Genomic DNA, 20,274 nt, shown 5'->3' with positions numbered 1-20,274 from the left:
GGGTGCGCGGCCGCCGGAGCGGGATCAGGTCTTCGGGAGTCCGGGCGGGTTGATCTCGGACTTCGACACGGCCTCGCTGCTCAGGCCCCAGCGCTTGAGGACCTTGGCGTAGGAGCCGTTCTCGATGACGTGGTCGAGGGCCGCCGCGTAGGCGTCGACGAGGCCGCTGTCCTTCCTGGTGGTGGCGGCGATCTTGCCCTGGAGTTCGTCCCCGGCACCGGAGAGCGTGCCGACGATCTCGCTCTGGCCGGCGGACGCCACGTGGTAAGCGGCGGACGGGCTGGGGCCGAGATAGGCGTCGATGCGGCCGGACTGGAGTGCCAGGTAGTAGTCCGTGTCCTTCTGGAAGTACTTGATGGAGACGGGCTCGCGTCCGGCCTTCTCGTTCTGTCTGCTCCAGTCGACGAGGATCTTCTCCTGGTTGGTCCCCGAGGACACGGCGATGGTCCTGCCCGCCACGTCCTCGGGCTTCTCCACCTTCCAGGACGTGCCCTTCTTCGCCTCGAACGCGATGTTGTCGAGGCGGTAGGTGGCGAAGTCGTACTTCTCCTTGCGCTCCTCGGTGACGGTCACGTTGGAGAAGACGGCGTCGAACTTGCCGCTGTCGAGGCCGACGAAGAGGTTCTCCCAGGACACCTCGTCGTTGTCGAGCTTCAGTCCGAGGGTGTCGGCGACCAGGGTCGCGAGGTCGATCTCGGAGCCGATGCGGGTCTTGTCGTCGGTCGCGTAGAAGCCGAGCGGCGGGGAGGCGTCGGCGCTCTGGCCCAGCTTCAGCGTGCCGCGCTCACGGATCGCCGCCGGCACGAGCGCGGCGATCCTGTCGACCTTCTCGCCGCGGACGCGGTGCTGGTCGGGGCCGATGTTGATGCCGCCGACCTTCCTGGTGCCGGAGGCGCCCGTCCCGGTCGCCGCGTCGCTGTCACCGCCGCAGGCGCTGAGCAGCGGAGCGGCGACGAGCGCGGCGAGGGAGGCGGCGAGGGTACGTCGGGACAGCATGGTGGAACTCCTCTTGTTTGTCGGCAAGTTGGCGGTGAGGGGGATCAGGGAGGTCAGAGGACCTTGGAGAGGAACGCGCGGGTGCGTTCGTGCCGCGGACGGTCGAGTACGTCGCCGGGCGTGCCCTGTTCGACGATGCGGCCGTCGTCCATGAAGACGACGGTGTCGGCGACCTCCCGGGCGAAGCCGATCTCGTGGGTGACGACGATCATCGTGGTGCCCTGGTGGGCCAGGTCCTTGATGACGTCGAGCACCTCGCCGACCAGCTCGGGGTCGAGAGCCGAGGTCGGCTCGTCGAAGAGGAGAAGCCTCGGTTCCAGGGCGAGCGCGCGGGCGATGGCGACGCGCTGCTGCTGGCCGCCCGACAGCTGCTTCGGGTAGGCGTCCGCCTTGTCGGCGAGGCCGACCCGGTCGAGCAGTCCGCGCGCGGTCTCGACGGCCGCCCGGCGCGGGCGCTTCAGCGCGGACACCGGGGCCTCGACGATGTTGTCCAGGACGGTGAGGTGCGGGAAGAGGTTGAAGTTCTGGAAGACGAAGCCGATCCGGGTGCGCTGCCGCAGGATCTCGCGTTCGCGCAGTTCGTACAGCTTGTCGCCGGAGCGCCGGTAGCCGACGAGGGTGCCGTCGACGCTGATCCAGCCCTGGTCGACCTTCTCCAGGTGGTTGATGGTGCGCAGCAGCGTCGACTTGCCGGAGCCGGAGGGTCCGAGGATGACGGTGACCTCCCCCGTCCGTACGGCGAGGTCGACGCCCTTGAGCACCTCCAGCGCACCGAAGCTCTTGTGGACGGACTTGATGTCGACCATGGGGGTGGCCGTGCCGGCGGGTCCGGTGGGCGCGCTCATCGGGCGGTTCCCTTCGCGAAGTGGCGTTCGACGTAGTGCTGGAGGATCGAGAGCGCGGTGGTCAGGAGGATGTACCAGGCGGTGGCGACCATCAGCAGGGGGACGACGCGGCCGTTGCGCCCGTAGATCACCTGGACCTGGTAGAACAGCTCGCCGATCGCCATGACCGAGACGATCGAGGTGCCCTTGAAGAGGGAGATCACCTCGTTGGCCGCGTTCGGCAGGATGGAGCGCATCGCCTGCGGCAGGACGATCCGCCGGATCTGCCGGACCTTCGGGATGCCGAGGGCGGCCGCCGCCTCCAACTGGCCGCCGTCCACCGCGAGTACGCCGCCCCGGACGATCTCGGCCGCGTACGCCGCCTGGTGCAGGGCGAGCCCGAGCACGGCCGCGCTCATCGCGCCGACCAGGCCCATCGTGTCGAAGGAGAGGAAGCCGGGCCCGAAGGGGATGCCGAACTGCAGCTCCTTGTAGAGGTAGGCCAGGTTGAACCAGAAGAGCAGCTGCACGATGAGCGGGATGGAGCGGAACGCCCAGATGTACGCGAACGCCACCGCCTTGAGGAACGGGCTGGCCGACAGCCGCATGAAGGCGAGCACGATGCCGAGCGCGAACCCCAGGGCCGTTCCGTAGAAGGTGAGCTGGAGGGTGACCCAGACGGCCTTGAGGATCACGTCGGCGGTGAAGAACTCGGCGAACACCTCCCATTCCCATCCGGAGTTGGTGGCGAGACCGTGCACGAACTGCGCGAGCAGGACGGCCGTGACGACGACGGCCGCCCAGCGCCAGGGGTGGCGGACGGGCACGACCTTGAGCGCGCCGAGGTCGTCCGGTTCGACGGCCGGCGCGGCGAGCGGCGGGCGGGGTGGATCGCTGGTCAGGGACATGGGTTCCTCGGGCGTGGTGGGAGGCGGGCGAAGGGGCTTCGGGCGAGGCGGAGTTCGGCGGTACGGCGGCCTGTTGGCGCGTGCGGCGGCCGGTTGGCGGGTGCGCCGCGCCCTCGTGGCGGCCGTCCGGGGCGCCGCTCGGCCGCGCGTACCGGTCCGCCGTGCCGCCGGGGGCGGACGGACCGGCCCGCGACGAGCGGACGACGGGGCCGTGGCCGGGCGCGGGCCCGGCCACCGCACCCGGCCGCAGGGTGGCGCGGCAGGATCCGCGCCGTCGGGGCGCGCTACCGCGGGCGGCGGTACCGTCAGGCGGCGATACGACAGGAGAGCGCGCGCAGGAAGGCCAGCGCGGCGCGGGCCGCGGCGTCGTTCTGCCGGAAGGCCGGGCCGCCGGTACGGGGCCGGGTGAAGGCGCCCGAGCCGCGGGCGTCGGTGTGCGGGCCGAGCGCGAAGCGCCGGGGGTGCGGGGAGCCCGAGCGGTCCAGGATCCGGCCGTCGGCGGGGTCGACGGCGAGCAGCCCTTCGGGAGTCGCGGCGGCTCCCTCGGCGTACAGCCGGCGCAGCAGGGAGTCGCTGGTGCGCTCGACCGTGGGGTGCGGCAGCCGCGCCTCGACCAGCGCGCGGGCCTCGGTCACCGCGCCCGGCACCGAGGCACTGCGCGCCCGGAAGAGCCCGTCCTCGGCGGTGACCGTCATGTCCGCGCCCACGAACCTCAGGACGCCGGCCCGGGACAGCGCGAGGAGCTGGCGCAGCCGGGGCCCGGGCGGACCGGACGCCAGGTAGCTGAAGAAGCCGTGCCACCAGGAGCCGATGTCGCCGAGCCGCACCAGCTGCCCGTAGACGGAGAGCAGCCCGAGGAAGACGGCCATGTCCGGGCTGCGCGCCACGTCGTGACGCCTCGTCAGGTCCGCCTCGACGTACGCGCGAATGCCGTGCTGGAGTTCCTCCGTGGAGGAGTACTGCACGCCGTCGAGCGGACGGTCGAGAGCGGCGAGGTCCAGCCGGTCGGCGGGGTCGGGCACCGCGGACGCCACCAGCGACTGGATCTCGGCGCCCTCCGCGGCCGCGTACGTCTCCTCGAAGTCCGTCCAGGCGGCGCGGGTCCGCTCGGGGTGGGCCGTGAAGAGGCGGTGGTAGTGGGCGAACCCCAGCTCCTTCTCGACCAGGGGCCACACGTCGCGGCGGAAGTCGAACCCGTCCGGGCGTGCGAGCAGCGCGTCGATCTCGGCGGGCCCCAGGAACCGCGGCAGCGGCGGGCGTTCACCCTCCCAGTCGTACCCGATCTTCGAGTGGTACGGGACGCCGCGGCGGGAGCCCACGTACAGGACCGGCTCACGCCCGGAGGGGACGTACTCCCCCTGTTCGTAGCGCCCGCCGCGCCCCTCGGTGAGGAGCACGACCAGGTCGACGAAGGCCAGCCCGAAGCCGCGCACGAGCACCGGCTCACCGGGAGCCAGGGCGGACAGGTCGCTGTCGGCGGTGAAGTCGGGAGGCAGGTGGACGAGCCCGTGTGCTGCGGCGTACGCGGCCAACTCCCGTTGCACCTCCTCGGGTTCGGCGTCCAGGTGACCGATCGTCAGGACGACGGCGTCCGTCACGAGGGGCTCGGCGCGGCCCTCCAGCCACACCCGCTGGCGGCCCTCGCGGGGACCGTCGACGCGCAGCGCGCGCCGGGCGTGGTGGTGGACGGCGATACCGGGCGGCAGGGCGGCCACTGTCCGCTCGAACACCCAGCGCAGGTACGCGCCCTGGCGCTGCCGGTCCGCGAAGACGCGCCCGTCGATGCCGGCCCACTCGTGCAGGGTGGGTCCCTCACGGACGGGGCCCGCCATGGCGACGCTCTCGTCGGTGAACATGGTGACGTCCTGGGCCTGCGAGTTCATCCAGAGCAGCGGTGACTGCTCCTCGCGCCAGATGCGTCCGCCGCCCGGCGGGTAGGGGTCGACGAGATGGATGTCGAGGCCGGAACCGGCGTACAGCTCGGGCGCGTTGGCGGCGATCCGCTCCAGCAGCCCGGTGCCTCGGGGGCCGGCCCCGACGATGACGAGGGACGGCCGGTCCACCGTCCGCGGGGCGCTCATCGGTTCCGCTCCGATCCGCGGGCGTAGTGCTTCTCGACGTAGTGCTGGCCGACGCCGAGCACCGAGGTGACGACGACGTACCAGAGCGTGGCGACCATCAGGAGCGGCATCACCTGGTAGGTGCGGTGGTAGACCAACTGCACGGAGTGGAGCAGGTCCTGGACGGCGATGACGCTGACGATGGACGTGCCCTTGAGGGTGCCGATGAGCAGGTTCCCGGCCGGCGGCACGATGGCGCGCATGGCCTGCGGCAGCACGATCCGCCACCATCGCCGCCACCGGCCGAGCCCGAGCGCCCCGGCGGCCTCGGTCTGGCCGCGGTCCACCGAGAGGATGCCGCCGCGCACCACCTCGGCGGCGTAGGCGGCCTCGTGCAGGGTGAGGCCGACGATCGCGACGGTGACCGGACCGAGCAGGTCGACCGTCCGCACGCCGAGGATCCGCGGGTACAGCGCGCCGATGTTGAACCAGAACAGCAGCTGCACCAGGATCGGCATCGACCGGAAGAGCCAGACGTAGCCCCAACTCACCGATCGCAGAACCGGGTTGGCGGACAGCCGGCCCGCGGCGAGCAGCGCGCCCAGCGCGAAGCCGAGGGCCATCACGAGCGCCGTCAGCCAGAGCGTGAGCCACAGTCCGCGCAGCACGGAGGCCGAGGTGAAGTAGTCGCCCACGACGTCCCACTGGAACGCCTCGTTGCGGACGACGGAGTTGACGGCGAGCCCGAGCAGGACCAGGACGGCGACGGCGGCCGACCACTGGCCGGGACGGCGGCGCGGGACGATGCGCACGGGTGGCGCTTCGTGCGGCGGGGCCGCCTTGACGAGGGTGTCGGAGGACATGCGAAAGCTCCGTGATACGTCGGTCGAACACGGGTGATGCCTTCACACAGGTCACACGGGGCGCCACCAGGACGCCGCACGGCCGAGCCCCTCAGCAGGGCCGTCCGCCGAGAGTACGGGGGCGTTTCCCCCCGCTGTCAAGGCTGTCCACACTGTGAGCCGTGCGTCTCAGGGCAGTTGACGCGGAAACGGATGCCTGTTCCACTTGGGCCCATGCATCCGCAGCAGTGGCTGGTCACGCGCTCCCACATCGACTTCGGTCGAGTGTGGTCCTCTTCCTGTTGAGCTGACCGCCCGGCACCCTTCCGACCGGTGCCCCCTGCGTTTCCCCGGCGCCCGAGCGCCGTTCGCCCACGCCTTCACACGCGTACCCCGGCGCCACCCCTCGCGCCAGCTCTCCGCACCACCGCGGCCGTGCCCTCCGCCCGTCTTCACGCGAGCGGGGTGAATCCGCCTGCCCGCCCACGCGCCCTCCGGCTTCCGCCTGTTCAGGAGACCCGTACGCCATGAGTACGTCCTCGCGGCCCCGCCGCCGCCATCTCGTTTCCTTCGCCCTGATCACCTCCGCGGCCCTGCTGCTCACGGCGTGCGGTTCCGGCGACCCGGCGGGCACGGCCGCCGGCGGTGACGCCGAGGCCGCGGCCGGCAAGGACGGGATCCCGGTGGAGGACGTCGTCTCCTCGGTCGACGAGGACCCGGCCGCCGCCGGCCTGCTGCCCGCCGGTGTGCACAGCCTCACCGTCGCGGTCAGCGTCTCCGGGCAGCCGCCGGGCACCTCCTACCTGGCGGACGGGAAGACCCTGGCCGGTCAGGACGTCGACTTCGCGGACGCGGTCGCACGGACGCTCGGCATCGAACTGAAGCGCGAGGCCGCGAGTTTCGAGGCGATTCTGCCCGCCCTGGACAGCGGCAAGTACGACTTCGGGGCCGGCAACTTCGGGGTGACCGACGAGCGCCGCCGGACGATCGACTTCGTGACCTACATCAACGACGGCCAGGGCTTCGCCACCCGCGAGGACAGCGAGCTGGCGAAGGTGACGGACCTGAAGCAGCTGTGCGGGCTGAACGTCGCGACGGGCGCCGGGACCACCTTCGAGGCGACGCTGGAGCAGAACAAGAAGGTGTGCGCGGACGCGGGCGAGAAGGCGTACAAGGTGCAGACCTACACCGAGCAGGGCGCGATCTGGTCCTCGCTCCAGCAGGGCCGCAGCGACATCGTGATGAGCACGATCAACGGCCTGCGCTACGCGGTCGCGCATCAGGAGGGCGTGAAGTTCCTCAACGAGTTCCGCCGGCTCGACGTCGGCTTCGCCTTCGACAAGGGAACGAAGCTGGCACCCGCCTTCCAGGCCGCCGTGGACGGGCTCATCGCGGACGGGACCTACCGGAGGATCCTGCGGAAGTGGGGCACGACCGGCTCGGGCATCGGGAAGTCGCGGATCTCCCCGCCCGAGATCAAGGACTGAGCCCCGGGACCGGGCCCGACACACCGGGGGCCCGACACACCGGCTCGGCACACCGGGGGCCGGACACACCGGCTCGGCACACCGCGGACCCGCCGCACCCGACCCGGCACACCGCGGGGTCCGGGGCGCCGTCGTTCCCGGCGCCCCGGACCCCGCGCGCTCAGCAGTCGCAGCAGGAGCAGCACTCACAGCACTCGCAGCACTCGCACCCGTCGCAGCAGTCGCAGTTGTTGCACCATCCCTCGCGCCGCTGCCGTGACCAGGGCCTCTCGTACTCGTCGGCGCAGCACACCTTGCAGGTGCAGCACAGGCCGATCGCCGCGGCGCACCCGGCCCAGAGCCCGCGCCTGCCCGGCCCCGGCGGCCGGAGCGAGGGCCCGCCGTCGAAGGGGTTGCCGGTGCCGTACGGGTTCCGCGTGTCGTACGGCCCGTGCGGTGCGCCCTGCTGCGGCGGCGGTCCGAACGCGCCGTCGGCCCCGGCGGGGTGCGCGTCCCCGTGACCGCACCCGGCCGTGCCGAAGGCGCGGTCCACCGAACGCGCCAGCTCGTGCGCGAGCAGCACGTGGGCCAGCCGGCCGTCGGTGAACTCGGCCTCGCGCAGCGCGAGCCGGATGCCGTGCAGCGCGTCGTCGGCGAGGCGTCGCGCCTCGGCGAGCGGGGTGCCGGTGGCCGTCAGGGGGTTCCAGGCGCCCGAGGCCGCGTCGGCCTCCCTGTCCTCGACGGCGTCCAGCAGGTGCGCGAGCCGTCCGAAAAGGCGCCCGGCCTCGGCGAGGGGCGCCGCGTTGCCCGGGCGTCCGGCGAGGACGGCGGTGTGCGCGAAGGCCGCGGCGGTCGCGGTCTCGGTGGGCTCGGTGACCGCCAGCAGCGGGGTGCCCGGGCCGGCGAGCGCCTCGACACCGGCCTGCCGCTCCACGGCGTCGAGGAGGACGGCGGTGTCGAAGCCGACGGCCGAGCCGGTGCGCGCGCCGGCCCTGCCCCAGCCGGCGGCAACCCGGCCCGCGGCGAGCGCGACGGGCCTGCGGGCCAAGAGGCCGTCACCGTCCGTGACATGGTCACGGACCTTGGCGGCGGCCAGGACCAGCGAGACGGCGGCCGCGAGCCGCGCGCCCTCGCCCTGGGCGACGGACGCCGTCCGCATCCCGCGCAGGGGACAGGGCCCCGCGGTGCGCCGCCCCTCGGTGGCGCCGCCGGACTGAGCCTCCGTCAGAACGGATATCAGCAGCCCGTCGTAATTGGTGACGATCCTCGCGAACTGGCCGTGGTCACCGCGCAGCGCCAGACAGAGTCCGCACAAATGCGCCATCCACTGCGTCTTCAGACCCTCCGTCAGGCGATGCCTGCAGGGCCGGACGATTCCGAACACGACACTCCCCCGTGTCTCGTACGACGTTGAGCTGCGGCATCGTACCGGCCCCTCCGTTCACCCGTACGCACCCCTCGTCACCCGTACGCCGTGAAGAATCATATTTCACTCCTAGTCAGCAGCCGTTTGCATCACGACCCTTGGGAAACGCGGGCTCTCGACGGATTCGCTGTGCACCAGTACCGTCACGAAACCCCCGCGCGGCGTCTATCCACTTGGCGCGACATCCGCATCATGGACGACCATGGGGATGCGGAAAGCAAGAAAGACCGCTGTGAGAGGAGGCGTCCATGGGATCGGTGCGCAAGGCGAGTGCCTGGCTTGGCCTCGTCGACGACAACGATGACGAGCGTTACTACGACGACGACTACGCCGAAGGACAGGAGTCCGGCGAGGCCTGGGTCACCGACCCGCGCGTGAAGGTCGCTTCCGAGACGGCCGAGGAGAAGGGCCGCCGGATCGGCACGGTGACCCCCGACAGCTTCCGTGACGCACGCGGCATCGGCGAGCTCTTCCGGGACGGTGTCCCGGTCATCATGAACCTCACGTCCATGGAGCCCGCCGACGCCAAGCGCGTGGTGGACTTCGCGGCCGGCCTGACCTTCGGCCTGCGCGGCACGATCGAGCGGGTCGCCAACCGGGTCTTCCTGCTGACTCCCGCCCACACGGAGATCGTCAGCGGCGAGGCGGCGGGCCGTCCGGCGGACGGCTTCTTCAACCAGAGCTGAGGCAGGGCCGCTCACCGGCCCCGCCGTCCGGCGCACCGGTCACGGGGACCGGGTTCACCGGAAGGCGTCGAGTCCGGTGAGCGCCTTGCCCAGCACGAGCTGGTGCATCTCGACGGTGCCCTCGTAGGTGAGCACCGACTCCAGGTTCGTGGCGTGCCGCATGACCGGGTACTCCAGCGAGATCCCGTTGGCGCCGAGGATGGTGCGCGCCGTGCGGCAGATCTCGATCGCCTCCCGCACGTTGTTCAGCTTGCCGAAGCTGACCTGCTCGGGGCGCAGCCGTCCGGCGTCCATGCGCCGCCCCAGGTGATGCGCGAGCAGCAGCCCCTTGTGCAGTTCGACCGCCATGTCGGCGAGCTTGGCCTGGGTGAGCTGGAAGCCGCCGATGGGCCGTCCGAACTGCTCCCGCGTCCTGGCGTAGGCGAGCGCGGACTCGAAACTGGCCCGCGCGGCGCCCATGGAGCCCCACACGATTCCGTAGCGCGCGTGCGAGAGGCAGCTGAGCGGCCCCTTCAGCCCGGTGACCTCGGGCAGTACGGCGTCGGCGGGCAGCCGTACGTCGTCCAGGACCAGCTCGCTGGTGACGGACGCCCGCAGCGACCACTTGTGCTTGATCTCGGGCGCCGAGAACCCGGGGGTGTCGGTGGGCACGACGAACCCGCGGATCCCGTCGTCGGTCCGCGCCCACACGACGGCGACGCCGGCGACCGACCCGTTGGTGATCCACATCTTGCGCCCGTTCAGCACCCAGTCGCCGCCGTCGCGCTTGGCGTGGGTCCGCATGCCGGCCGGGTCGGAGCCGTGGTCGGGTTCGGTGAGCCCGAAGCATCCGATGACCTCGCCCGAGGCCATGGACGGCAGCCAGCGCTGCTTCTGCTCCTCGGACCCGAATCGGTGGACGGCGTACATCGCCAGGGAGCCCTGCACGGAGACCAGCGAGCGGATTCCGGAGTCCGCGGCCTCCAGTTCCAGGCAGGCGAGTCCGTACTGCACGGCGGTGGCCCCGGCGCACCCGTAGCCCTGGAGCGACATGCCGAGCGCCCCGATCCCGCCGAGCTCCCGGGCCAGCTCGCGGATGCCCGGCAGCTCACCCTTCTCGTACCACTCGGCGACGTACGGCAGCACCCGGTCCGCCGCCCAGGCCCGCACGGTGTCGCGGACCGCCAGATCCTCCGCGTCCAGCAGATCGTCGATGCCCAGCGGGTCGGCTGGGTCGAAGGACGGCGACTTCGAGGACGCGGACATGGCAGAACCTCCGGCACGCGAAAACTAGCGGTGTTAGTTACGGCTTCGGAGCCGACGTTACGAGGCAGTGTCCCGCAAGTCCAGAGGCCACCCGCCCCGGGCGGCCTCCCCCGCCGCGGCCCGGCTCCGCCGTACGGACCGGGCCGACCGGATCGAGGCGGACCCTAGGCGGAGACGCGCGACTCCCGGGCCGGGTGGGATTCGGACTCCCGGGCGGGGCGGGATTCGGCGGCCTCCCGGGGCGAGGGCACCTCGGCCGGGCCCGCGACGGGCGTCCCGCACTCCATGGCCCGCGGCAGCCGCAGCGCCATGACCGCCCCCAGCAGCAGCAGCCCCGCGCTCACCAGCAGGGTCACGTGCAGCCCGTGCACGAAGGAGTCGCGCGCCGCGTGGCGCAGGGCCTCGCCCGTGGGGCCGCCGAGCCGCGCCGCGACCTCGTACGCCTCGCCCAGCGAGTGGCCCGCCGCGGCGGAGTCGGCGGCCGGGACGCCCGGCACGGAGGAGAGACCGGGGGTGTAGGCGGCGTTCATCACGCTGCCCAGCAGGGCGATGCCGATGCCGGCGCCGAGCTGGTACGAGGTCTCGCCGATCGCGGCAGCCCCGCCGGCCTGCGCCGGGGGCGCCTCGCTGAGCATGGACTCGTAGGCGCCGAAGAGCGTGGTCTCCAGGCCGAAGCCGAGCAGGACGAAGCCGAAGAGCAGCAGGCCGGCGTTGTCGTGCCCGCCCATCGCGGTGAGGGTGATCACCGCGGCGGCCGTCACGCAGAAGCCGACGCAGACCATCGTGCGCGGTCCGAACCGGCGCAGCATGTTCGCGCCGGTCAGTCCCGCGGCCATCGCGGCGACGGTGAGCGGCAGCAGCCGCAGCCCGGTCTCCAGCGGGGAGAGGTCCAGTACGAGCTGGAGGTACTGCGCGGCGATCAGCTCCAGGCCGACCAGCGCCAGCATGGCGAGGACGATGCACCCCACCGAGGTGCTGAAGGCGGGCCGCGCGAACATCCGCAGGTCGACCAGCGGCTGCTCGCGGCGCCGCTGGCGGCGCACGAAGGCGGCCAGCAGGACGCCGCCCACCAGCAGGGGCAGCAGCGTGACCGGGCTCAGGGGCGGCTCACCGCCGCCGAGCCGCTTCACCCCGAAGACGACGCCGAAGAGTCCCGCGGCCGCCATCAGGGCGCCCACGACGTCCCAGGGGCCGTCGCGGTCGCCGGTCGACTCGGGCAGCAGCCACCGGCCGACCGGCAGGCTGACCAGCATCAGCGGGATGTTGACCAGGAAGACGGAGCCCCACCAGAAGTGCTCCAGGAGGAAACCGCCGAGCAGCGGCCCGACGGCCGCGCCGACGGCGGCGACCGCGCTCCAGATGCCGATGGCGAGCGCCCGCTCGCGGCGGTCGGGGAAGACCTGCCGCAGGATCGAGAGCGTCGCGGGCATGATCATCGCCCCGCCGACGCCGAGTAGCGCACGGGCCCCGATCAGGACCTGCGCGGTGTCCGCGAAGGCCGCCAGGGCCGAGGCGACCCCGAACAGCGCGTAGCCGAGGAGCAGGATGCGTCTGCGGCCGACGCGGTCACCGAGCGTGCCGAAGAGGATGAGCAGCGAGGCGCAGACGAGTGGGTAGACGTCGACGATCCAGAGCAGTTCGATCCCGCCGGGCCTGAGGTCCTCGGTGACGGCCGGCACGGCGACGTGCAGCACGGTGGCGTCGACGGCGACGAGCAGCAGGCTGACGCACAGCACCACGAGGACGACCCAGCGGTTGGCACCGGCCCCGGTCTCCCGACGGCGACGCGCAGCGGCCGTGGTCGTCCCGGACATGTACGTACCTCCCAGATGTTCCCTCGCCTCGGCGGAAACCGCGGGGTGGGGACTCCCTGCGGCTGCGGCGCGGAAGGAGCGGCTCCCGGGCCCACGCAACGAAAGGCGAGTGAACGGTCAGCGTACGCGAGTTCCGCCGGGTGTCACGTGGCGGACCTCTCACGTTCCCGGGGGCCCGGTGTGGCGTGCGCCACGCTCCCGGCCGGCGTTTCCCGAGGTCCGCGACGCAGGGTGCCGGTCCGGTCACTCCGCGGGTCGTGACCGGCCGCCGTCCCTCGGTGAGCGCCCGGCCAATTCCGCCCCGACACCCGGTGAACGAATTCATAAGAGCCAAAAAACGACGACACGAAATGATCAAAGGAATTGAAGGCCGGACCGGCGTACGAATAGCGAAACCACAGAAATAATTCGCCCGCTGAGAGCAATCCCACATCACATCGTCATCACAAAGCCGGTGAATCGCGGAGGAACACAGCTCACTCGCTGTAACGTCGATTGGGTGCGTACCGAACGAAACCTCACCCGTCTGGAGCGGGTCTTCGCCCGGCTGGACCGTGAGCCGGAACGGCCGGCCCACATCCCCGTACCGAGGATGAGCCGGCACAGAGTCGTGCTCTTCGCCGCGACCCTGGCCTTCTACCTGGCCATCGTGTGGGCCGTCGCGATCACCTCGTGGCTGGTCCGCTTCGACTGGCAGGTCATGTTCTTCCGCCCGTACCAGCAGTGGCCGGAGATCCACGCGTTCCTCGACTACTACGTGGTGCTCGGGCAGCGCGGACCCACCGCCGTGATGGTCTGCGCCTGGCTCGGCTGGCGCTCCTGGCGGCAGCACACCCTGCGCCCGCTGCTCACGCTGGGTGCCTCGCTGCTCCTGCTGAACATCACGGTGGGCGCCGCGAAGATCGGCATGGGCCGTCTCGGACCGCACTACGCCATCACCATCGGCTCGAACGAGATGGGGCTCGGCGGCGACATATTTCCTTCGGGACACACCGCGAACGCCGTGGTGACCTGGGGAATCCTCGCCTATCTGGCGTCGACCCCGCGGGCCAGGCGCTGGCTGTCCGCCCTGTCGGCGGTCACCTCGCTCGGCGTCGGCCTCACCACCGTCTACCTCGGTACGCACTGGCTGAGCGACGTGCTGCTGGGCTGGGCCGCGGGGCTGCTGATCCTGCTGGCGCTGCCCTGGTTCGAGCCGCTGATCGCCCGCGCCGAGGAGTGGGTCTTCGCGCTGCGCGACGCCTGGCGCGGCCGTCGCGGCGGCACCGTCCCGGCCCCGGCCGCCTCCCCGGTCGGCGCGCCCGTCATGGTGACGCAGCCCGCCGCCGACGAGGGCCAGACCCCCGCCCGCGAGACGGCCCCGGCCCGGCCGCCCCGGGGGCCCGCCCACCTGGCCCCCGGTCCGCACACCGCGCGCTCGGAGCGCACCCCGGTCACCCCGGTCGGCAGTCGCCGCCCGCCGCACGCGGACCGAGCGCCGCGCACCACCGGCACCTCGGCCCGCCCGGTGACGGGCGGCTGAGCCAGGAACGGCGGGGCAGGTACGCACAGGTCTCCCCGCGCGCAGAAGGCCCCCGGTTCCTGACGAGCCGGGGGCCTTCTGCGTACCGCGTGCCGTGCGGCGGCCGTGCCGGGGCGGTGCCTCAGCCCTTCCAGCAGCGGGTGACCGTGCCGTCGGCGACCTCGAAGTTCAGCCGCCCCACGCGGTACTCCATGGTGATGATCGCGCCCGGGGGCAGCGAGCGCACCGTGGTCCAGCCGCGCTCCCGGGCGCGGTCCTCGGCGCTGCTCGCCTCCAGTCCGACGTAGGTGTCCGGGTTGTCCTCGGGCTCTGCGGGCGGGGTCGTGGGAATGGGTGCCATGCACGCCACGTTAGGCGGCGCACCGCGGCCGGGGAAGCCCGGATCGGCCACCATGCGTCACGCGTCCCCCTGCGGTCACACTTCTGTCACAGGATCACGACACGCGTTCCGGCCTGACTGCGTCACACCTTCGAGGGGTTCTGGGCGCGTTCCCCGAGCGCCCGCGGGGAATTCCCAGCGGGGTTCGCGGCGCCCCGAATTGGCCGCGCGAAAGGGCGTACGCCGCCGTCGCGCCGCGCTTTTCCCGAGCCGAATCCGGGGCCTCCGCGGATACCCCACGCGCGGGGAAAAGCGCGGTTCCCGGACAGAACGTCCGCGCGTCTCCCGACGGAGCACGGGCGGAACCCGGGGGCGGCGCGAGCACCATGGCGCCGGCTCCGGCAGGGCACCCGGACCGGCTCCGGTCCACCGGCGTCCGGCCCGCGGCGTTCCGCGCTCCCGGCGATCACTCCGTCGCGGGCCCGGTCGCGGAAGGGGCGGAGCCCGCGGATCCACTGCGGTCGAGGGCGTCCGTCAGACGGTCACGGGCCGCCCTCACCGCGTCGAGGAGCTCGGGCGGTTCGAGCACCTCGAAGGGGAAGTCCATCATCAGGACGTGCACGACCATCACCTCGATGCTCGCGGCCCCGGTGCGCAGCAGGCAGGTGTCCTCGCCCTCCGCCTCCAGCGTCCCGGCCGAGGGCGAGACGCGCTCCTCGGCCTCCCGGAGCGGCACGTGCAGCCGGACGACCGCGTGGGAGGCGTACGCGCGCGTGGAGACGCCCCGCGCGACGTGCGCGGCCAGGTCCCCGGCGGGCGGGGTGCGGGGCGTGAAGCGCGGTCCGTGCGGCGGCCTGGGCGTGATGCGGTCCACCCGGAACGTCCGCCAGTCGTCCCGGTCGACGTCCCAGGCGAAGAGGTACCAGCGGCGCTCGGAGCACACCAGCCGGTGCGGCTCCACGGTGCGCCGCGTGGGGGCGCCGCCGTGGTCGAGGTACTCGAAGCGCAGCCGCTCGCAGTCCCGGCAGGCGTTGGCGAGTTCGGTCAGCACGCCGGGGTCCACGGTGGAGGCGTGAGAGCCCCGGAGCATCGGCACGGTGAACGCGGTGAGGGCGCCCACCCGGCGGCGCAGCCGGTGCGGCAGCACCTGTTCCAGCTTGGCGAGGGCGCGCACCGACGTCTCACCGATGCCCTCGATGCCCTGTCCGGCGGCCTGCCGCAGCCCTACGGCCACCGCCACCGCCTCCTCGTCGTCCAGCAGCAGGGGCGGCAGCTCGGCTCCCGCGCCGAGCTGGTAGCCGCCTCCCGTGCCCGGACTGGCGTTGACGGGGTAACCGAGCTCGCGCAGCCGGTCGACGTCGCGGCGGACGGTCCTGGACGTGACACCGAGCCGGTCCGCCAGATCGGCGCCGGACCACTCACGGTGCGCCTGGAGCAGTGACAGCAGGCGCAGCAGGCGTGCCGAGGTCTCCAACATGGCGCCGAGTCTGCCAGCCCTCGCGGACAGGGACGGTCCGCGAGGGAGCATCGGCAGGGCGCTGTTTCCGGCGGGTCAGCCGGCCGGGGTCACCGCCACGGACAGGTCGTTGTCCCGGGTGTAGTAGGGCCCGGCCTCCACCGGGCCGTGCTCCGTCTCCAGGCCGGTCCTCGGGTAGGTGAAGATGCCCTTCTTGTCGGCGACGTCGTCGAGCAGCCGCGCGATCCGCACCCGCGGCCCGCCCTCCCCCGCCGGGCGCAGCCACAGGTCCCAGATGCCGGACGTGAGCGCCTCGTAGGACAGGTCGAGGGTGAACTCGGCCTGGTCGGCGTCCACTTCGGCGCGCAGTACGGATCCGGCGTGCCGGTGCCGCAGCTCCGCGTACGCGTCCGGCGCGAGCGAGGTGCCGTACACCTGGCCGTGCACCCGCAACGCGGTCTTCTCGATGCGCAGTTCACCGGCCTCGGCGTGCGGCGCGCGCAGCCAGCTGCGGACGGTGAGGTTGCCGTGCTTGGTCGCGTACGGGATGCGGACGGCGACATGGCCGCGGGAGCCGCCGGGCATCCGGTCGACGAGCGAGCGCAGGTCGTTGACGCCCGGCGCCAGGCGCAGCGGTTCGCCGCCGGCCGCCCGGGCGTAGGCGTCCCACCGGCCCTCGGGCAGGGCGACGCTGCTGGGCAGGGCGGCGCGCAGCCGGCCGTCCGCGGCCGGGGTCAGCGGCAGGCTGACCTCCTCGGTGCCCTCCCGGCGGCGGAGCACCAGGAGCGCGTCGCCCGGTTCCCCCGTCTCCGTGACGTCGAAGGTCAGTCCGCCAGCGGAGTCGGCGATGCAGTCGGCGCGCGGTGGCACGGCGGTGTCCTTCCCGGAGTGCCGGGGTGTGGTCTGTGCGGGCGTCCTCACGCCGTACCCCCCTTCGTCCGGGCCAGGCGTCCGGCATCCCGAACGGCATACGCACCACTGAGCAGCGCTCCGCGCGTGCGGTGCAGCGATCCCCGCACCCGGCCGCCGAGACCGGTGCCGGCGCGCCGTGACAGGCCGGAGAACATCGACTCGTAGCGCTCGGCGATGCGGGCCGGATCGAAGCGTGCGGAGTCCTTGAGCGCGGCGTCGGCCATCCGCAGCCGCAGCCCGTCGTCGTTGATGAGTTCCAGGAGGCCCTCGGCGACGGCCGCCGCGTTGCCGACCTCGACGAGACGGCCGTCGACACCGTTGTCGATGATCTCGCCGGGGCCGTGCGGGCAGTCCGTGGACACCACGGGCAGACCGCAGCGCATGGCCTCGACGATGGTCATGCCGAAGGACTCCAGGCTGGAGGTGACCGCGGCGATGGAGCCCTTGGCCCACTCCGGTTCGATGGGATGGGCGGGCCCCATCAGGAACACGTGGTTGTAGAGGCCCAGTTCGTCGATCAGGGCGCGCAGCCGGTCCTTCTGCCTGCCGCCGCCGTAGATCCGCAGCCGCCAGTCCGGCCGCTGGGCGCGCACCCGGTCGAAGGCGCTGATCAGCAGGTCGTACCGCTTCACCGGTACGAGCCGGCCGGCGGCGACGACCCATTTGCCGAAGCCGTCGGCGGGCTCGACGCCGGGCGCGGGCACCGGGTTGGGCACGGCCTCGACCCGGACCCCGGGCAGCCGCATCCGGCCGCGGTAGGCGCGGGCGTCCGCCTCGGTGGTCGTGGTGAGGGCGTCGAGCCGCGGGTAGGCGGCGCGCAGCTGCCGGCGCAGGGCGGGCGAGTGGCTGTCCAGGGTGAGGTGCTCCTGCCCGACGCGCACCGGGCCGCGCCGGGTCTCCCGGGCCAGGTGGACGTTCAGGCCGGGCCGGGTGCCGACCACGACGTCGGCCTCGACGCCCGCGAGGTGCTCGGCGATGCGCCGGTCGGTGAGCGCGCTGTACTGCTCGTAGCGGCCCTCGGCGCGCGGGAAGACGGCGGCCGGGCGACGGGCGGCCGGATCGTCGCCGTCGTACCCGGGGCCGTCCCGGAGGTCGACGAGGTGGCGCAGCCGGATCCGCGGGTCGGGGGCGAAGACGGGCTCGTCACGATGGCGGAAGACCGAGACGATCTCGACGTCGTGCTGCTGGGCGAGTGTGCCGGCGAGGTTGTACGTCGTCCGGATGGTCCCCCCGATGCCGTACGCGTTGTGTATCAGGAAGGAAATATGCATGCGTCCCCGAATCCCCTGGGTTCTCCTGTCTCGTCCACCTACCGCATGGTCAGACCCGGGGACGGGGTGCGGGGTTGGGCACCAACACCGTGTTGTGCCCGAACGGTTGCCCTATCGGTAGGGGGATTCGGGAACCTTTGGGCGGTGTTGTGCATCAGGGTCGGCAGGACGGCTGCGGCGCGGGCCGGCCGTGTTCAGCAGAGGCGGCAGGAGCGACAGCGCCGACAGGTCGGGCGGCGGCGGAACCGAGGCGGGCGTCCGGGACGCGGGAACGGCGTCCGGGCGCGGCAGCGGCGGCCCGAACAGCACGCGGTCCGCACCCCGGGCGCGGCCCGCCCCCTTGGGGATGAGCAGCATCGTGCCGGGGTTCAGCGGGCCGGGACGCGGCCCGAGCATCTGCTTGTTGGCCTTCTTGAGCGTCTTGCGCCCGCCCTTGACGCCGTACTTGCGGGCGATCGACGTCAACGTCTCGCCGGGCTTGACCACATGGACCCGGCCGGCCAGCCCGTACTTCCTCGCGCAGTGCGGCCAGGCGCCCCAGCCCTGCACGGCCAGCACCTCGCCGGCGACCTTGATCTGCTCCTCGCGGGTGGCCAGGTCGGCGCGCGGGGCGTAGGCGAGGCCGCCGAACTCCCTCCAGGTGGACTGCCCGAACTGCAGCCCTCCGTAGTAGCCGTTCCCGGTGTTCGCGTGCCAGCGGCCGCTGCTCTCGCATTCGGCGAGACACCCCCAGGGCCAGTCCCGGGCCGCGCAGTCGTACGGGGCGGACACCTCCCGCGGGCCGGGCAGCGGCACGGGTGCGGCGGACGCCGACCCCGGGACGAGTACGGCCAGGGCGGCGGCGGCCACGGCCGCGCACCGGATGCGCTTGATCGACACGGCGAGCATCGGGCCACGCTAAGGCGGCGGGCCGCCGTCGGGCCGGGCACCGCGCCCGGTGCGGCGCGCGGGCCCACCCGGTCGGAGGACGGGGCGGGCCCCGCCCGGTGGTTCGATTCCGTCCGCTCCCGGGCGTGACCCCGGCCACGGATCGCCCGTTGTCTTCTTCATGAGCCGGGGACCCCCCGGGTTCATGGGCCGGGAGCCACCCGGCATCGCCACGTACCGCATCCCGAGGAGCCACCCGTGCCGCGCATGCTCGACGTCAGCGACGACGTACGCGCCGAGATCGGCGACGAAGAAGCCGACCGGCTGCTCGCCGGAGAGAACGCCCCGGGCAGTTACGACTGCACGTCCTGCCGTACCCCGGGCGACTCGGAACAGGAGCGCACCAGCACCGTCCTGTTCATCGGCGACGAGACCGCCGTCCTGGCCTTCGCCCACGCCACCTGCCTGCCCTCACAGGTCGTCCAGGTCACCGAGGAGCAGCTCCAGGGCGCCGCCCGTTCCATCGGCGCGGATGACGCGCCCGCCCAGGGCGCACCGGCGCAGCCCGCCCCCGAGCAGGCCGTGCTCGGCGTCACCAGCGGACTCGTCCTGATCAGCGGCGAGCTGCACCCGGCGCTCGTCGTGGAGCCGACCGGACCGATCGTCCGCCCCGGCACGAACGGCCTGGGCGACGACTTCCTCCCGCTGCTCATCGAGCAGGGCTTCATGCCGGTCACCGAGCTGAACTCGGCGCCCTCCGTGCTGCACGGCTGGTCCGTCCTGCTCGCCATGGGCCAGCTGCACGCCGTGCTCCAGCCCGGCACCGGCGGCGGCTCCCCGGTCGCCTGGTGGCAGGCGCACCAGCCGCTCCAGGTCACCGAGAGCTGGCGCGCCGCCGCCAACAAGCACCAGCAGGTCCTGCTGTTCGCGGCGCCGGTCGGCTCGATCGGCCGCCAGCCCCGCGAGGACCTGCTGCGGGACGCGCTCGACAAGGCCGCCGCGGGCGGCCAGCTGGTCGCCGCCGCCCTGCCCCTCGCGGGCACCTGAGCCGGCCGGCACCCCGGACCGGGGCGCGCCCACCGGCCGCGCCCCGGCCTCCCCGCGCCCCGGCACACAACGGCTGACCTGCGAAAGCGGTGGGGTGACCGCATCCGTTGGGCGGCGGGGTCGTTGGCACATACGTGCACACCTACGACGCCCCCCGCCGCCAGCCCTTCCAGCCGATCCCGTCCGCGCGGGCGGCCCAGGATCCGCCGGGTGGCCCTTCGGCCACGCCGATCTACGACGCGCTCTACGCGGAGTGGGTCCGGTCCTTCAGGGCGCTGCCCGGCGACCGGCACGGCGAGGAGGAGCCGCCCTTCACCGCGTTCGGGAGCCTCCCGCGCGGCGCCAGTTCGTACAACTCGTACAGCACGTACAGCTCGTACAGCGCCGGAGCGCACTCCGCGCGTCAGGGCGGCGCCCCGCACACGAACACGCACCGGGGCGCACCGGAGTCGCCGCACGGGCGCCCCTCGCCGACCCCCACCGTCTGGCAGGCGGGCGCGCGCCAGCACGGCACCGGGATGCACCACGTTCCGGCGGCGCTGCCGCCCGCGCCCCGCAAGGAGACCTGAGCGGCGGACACGGGAAAGGGGCGGCTCCTTCGCGGAGCCGCCCC

At 72.9% G+C, this 20,274-nt stretch carries 18 protein-coding genes; 5 read left to right on the top strand and 13 right to left on the bottom strand.

Translation table 11 applies throughout. From position 1 onward, the window contains the following. Window positions 1-24: 24 nt before the first annotated feature. The 5 genes from ACWGIS_RS35150 to ACWGIS_RS35130 form a co-directional block, all read right to left on the bottom strand. Window positions 25-996 carry an ABC transporter substrate-binding protein gene (locus tag ACWGIS_RS35150; RefSeq protein WP_453366568.1) on the bottom strand — a complete coding sequence of 324 codons (972 nt, stop codon included), beginning with the start codon at window positions 994-996 and terminating at the stop codon, window positions 25-27. Between the two features lie 53 nt (window positions 997-1,049). Next, window positions 1,050-1,802, bottom strand: a complete 753-nt coding sequence (locus ACWGIS_RS35145) for an amino acid ABC transporter ATP-binding protein (RefSeq protein ID WP_453366569.1) — start codon at window positions 1,800-1,802, stop codon at window positions 1,050-1,052. 35 nt (window positions 1,803-1,837) lie between these two features. Further along, on the bottom strand, window positions 1,838-2,728 hold the full coding sequence (locus ACWGIS_RS35140) for an amino acid ABC transporter permease (protein WP_453366567.1): 891 nt from the start codon (window positions 2,726-2,728) through the stop codon (window positions 1,838-1,840). 305 nt (window positions 2,729-3,033) lie between these two features. Beyond that, on the bottom strand, window positions 3,034-4,809 hold the full coding sequence (locus ACWGIS_RS35135) for an FAD/NAD(P)-binding protein (RefSeq protein WP_453366566.1): 1,776 nt from the start codon (window positions 4,807-4,809) through the stop codon (window positions 3,034-3,036). After that, on the bottom strand, window positions 4,806-5,651 hold the full coding sequence (locus ACWGIS_RS35130; RefSeq protein ID WP_453366565.1) for an amino acid ABC transporter permease: 846 nt from the start codon (window positions 5,649-5,651) through the stop codon (window positions 4,806-4,808). The genes ACWGIS_RS35135 and ACWGIS_RS35130 overlap by 4 nt, the downstream gene beginning before the upstream one ends. 506 nt (window positions 5,652-6,157) lie before the next feature. On the opposite strand from ACWGIS_RS35130, the gene ACWGIS_RS35125 reads away from it, so the two are divergent. After that, a complete protein-coding gene (locus ACWGIS_RS35125; RefSeq protein WP_453366564.1) occupies window positions 6,158-7,117 on the top strand; it encodes an ABC transporter substrate-binding protein in 960 nt (319 codons plus the stop codon). A gap of 160 nt (window positions 7,118-7,277) precedes the next feature. On the opposite strand, the gene ACWGIS_RS35120 is transcribed toward ACWGIS_RS35125, so the two are convergent. Then, entirely contained in the window at window positions 7,278-8,480 is a 1,203-nt protein-coding gene (locus tag ACWGIS_RS35120; RefSeq protein WP_453366563.1) for a DUF5685 family protein, read from the bottom strand. A 290-nt stretch (window positions 8,481-8,770) separates the two neighbouring features. On the opposite strand from ACWGIS_RS35120, the gene ACWGIS_RS35115 reads away from it, so the two are divergent. Next, window positions 8,771-9,208, top strand: a complete 438-nt coding sequence (locus ACWGIS_RS35115; protein ID WP_453366562.1) for a cell division protein SepF — start codon at window positions 8,771-8,773, stop codon at window positions 9,206-9,208. 54 nt (window positions 9,209-9,262) lie between these two features. Here the strand turns inward: ACWGIS_RS35115 and ACWGIS_RS35110 are convergent, their stop codons facing one another. Together ACWGIS_RS35110 and ACWGIS_RS35105 are read right to left on the bottom strand one after the other, a co-directional pair. Further along, complete coding sequence (locus tag ACWGIS_RS35110; protein ID WP_453366561.1) at window positions 9,263-10,453, bottom strand: acyl-CoA dehydrogenase family protein; 1,191 nt, start codon at window positions 10,451-10,453, stop codon at window positions 9,263-9,265. Between the two features lie 164 nt (window positions 10,454-10,617). Beyond that, a complete protein-coding gene (locus ACWGIS_RS35105) occupies window positions 10,618-12,267 on the bottom strand; it encodes an MFS transporter (protein WP_453366560.1) in 1,650 nt (549 codons plus the stop codon). A gap of 499 nt (window positions 12,268-12,766) precedes the next feature. On the opposite strand from ACWGIS_RS35105, the gene ACWGIS_RS35100 reads away from it, so the two are divergent. Then, window positions 12,767-13,789 (top strand): phosphatase PAP2 family protein, encoded by a 1,023-nt coding sequence (locus ACWGIS_RS35100; RefSeq protein ID WP_453366559.1) that lies wholly within the window; start codon window positions 12,767-12,769, stop codon window positions 13,787-13,789. Between the two features lie 121 nt (window positions 13,790-13,910). Here ACWGIS_RS35100 and ACWGIS_RS35095 read toward each other — a convergent pair whose 3' ends face one another. The 5 genes from ACWGIS_RS35095 to ACWGIS_RS35075 form a co-directional block, all read right to left on the bottom strand. Then, window positions 13,911-14,129, bottom strand: a complete 219-nt coding sequence (locus tag ACWGIS_RS35095; RefSeq protein WP_453366558.1) for an I78 family peptidase inhibitor — start codon at window positions 14,127-14,129, stop codon at window positions 13,911-13,913. 445 nt (window positions 14,130-14,574) lie between these two features. Then, complete coding sequence (locus tag ACWGIS_RS35090; RefSeq protein ID WP_453366557.1) at window positions 14,575-15,585, bottom strand: helix-turn-helix transcriptional regulator; 1,011 nt, start codon at window positions 15,583-15,585, stop codon at window positions 14,575-14,577. 75 nt (window positions 15,586-15,660) lie between these two features. Next, the gene (locus ACWGIS_RS35085; RefSeq protein WP_453366556.1) at window positions 15,661-16,485 is read right to left on the bottom strand and encodes a hypothetical protein; all 825 of its coding nucleotides are present in this window, start codon (window positions 16,483-16,485) and stop codon (window positions 15,661-15,663) included. After that, on the bottom strand, window positions 16,482-17,747 hold the full coding sequence (locus tag ACWGIS_RS35080) for a glycosyltransferase family 4 protein (RefSeq protein ID WP_453366555.1): 1,266 nt from the start codon (window positions 17,745-17,747) through the stop codon (window positions 16,482-16,484). Before ACWGIS_RS35080 ends, ACWGIS_RS35085 begins: the two co-directional genes overlap by 4 nt. Before the next feature lie 111 nt (window positions 17,748-17,858). Continuing rightward, window positions 17,859-18,635 (bottom strand): LysM peptidoglycan-binding domain-containing protein, encoded by a 777-nt coding sequence (locus tag ACWGIS_RS35075; protein ID WP_453366554.1) that lies wholly within the window; start codon window positions 18,633-18,635, stop codon window positions 17,859-17,861. Window positions 18,636-18,872: 237 nt separating this feature from the next. Between ACWGIS_RS35075 and ACWGIS_RS35070 the strand changes: the two genes are divergently transcribed. Then, window positions 18,873-19,661 carry a hypothetical protein gene (locus ACWGIS_RS35070; protein ID WP_453366553.1) on the top strand — a complete coding sequence of 263 codons (789 nt, stop codon included), beginning with the start codon at window positions 18,873-18,875 and terminating at the stop codon, window positions 19,659-19,661. Window positions 19,662-19,795: 134 nt separating this feature from the next. Beyond that, window positions 19,796-20,230: a hypothetical protein gene (locus tag ACWGIS_RS35065; protein ID WP_453366552.1), complete on the top strand. Its 435-nt coding sequence runs from the start codon at window positions 19,796-19,798 to the stop codon at window positions 20,228-20,230. Window positions 20,231-20,274 lie beyond the last annotated feature (44 nt).

The organism is Streptomyces sp. NPDC054842, assembly GCF_053611025.1.
This window is presented reverse-complemented; position numbering and strand designations above follow the sequence as displayed.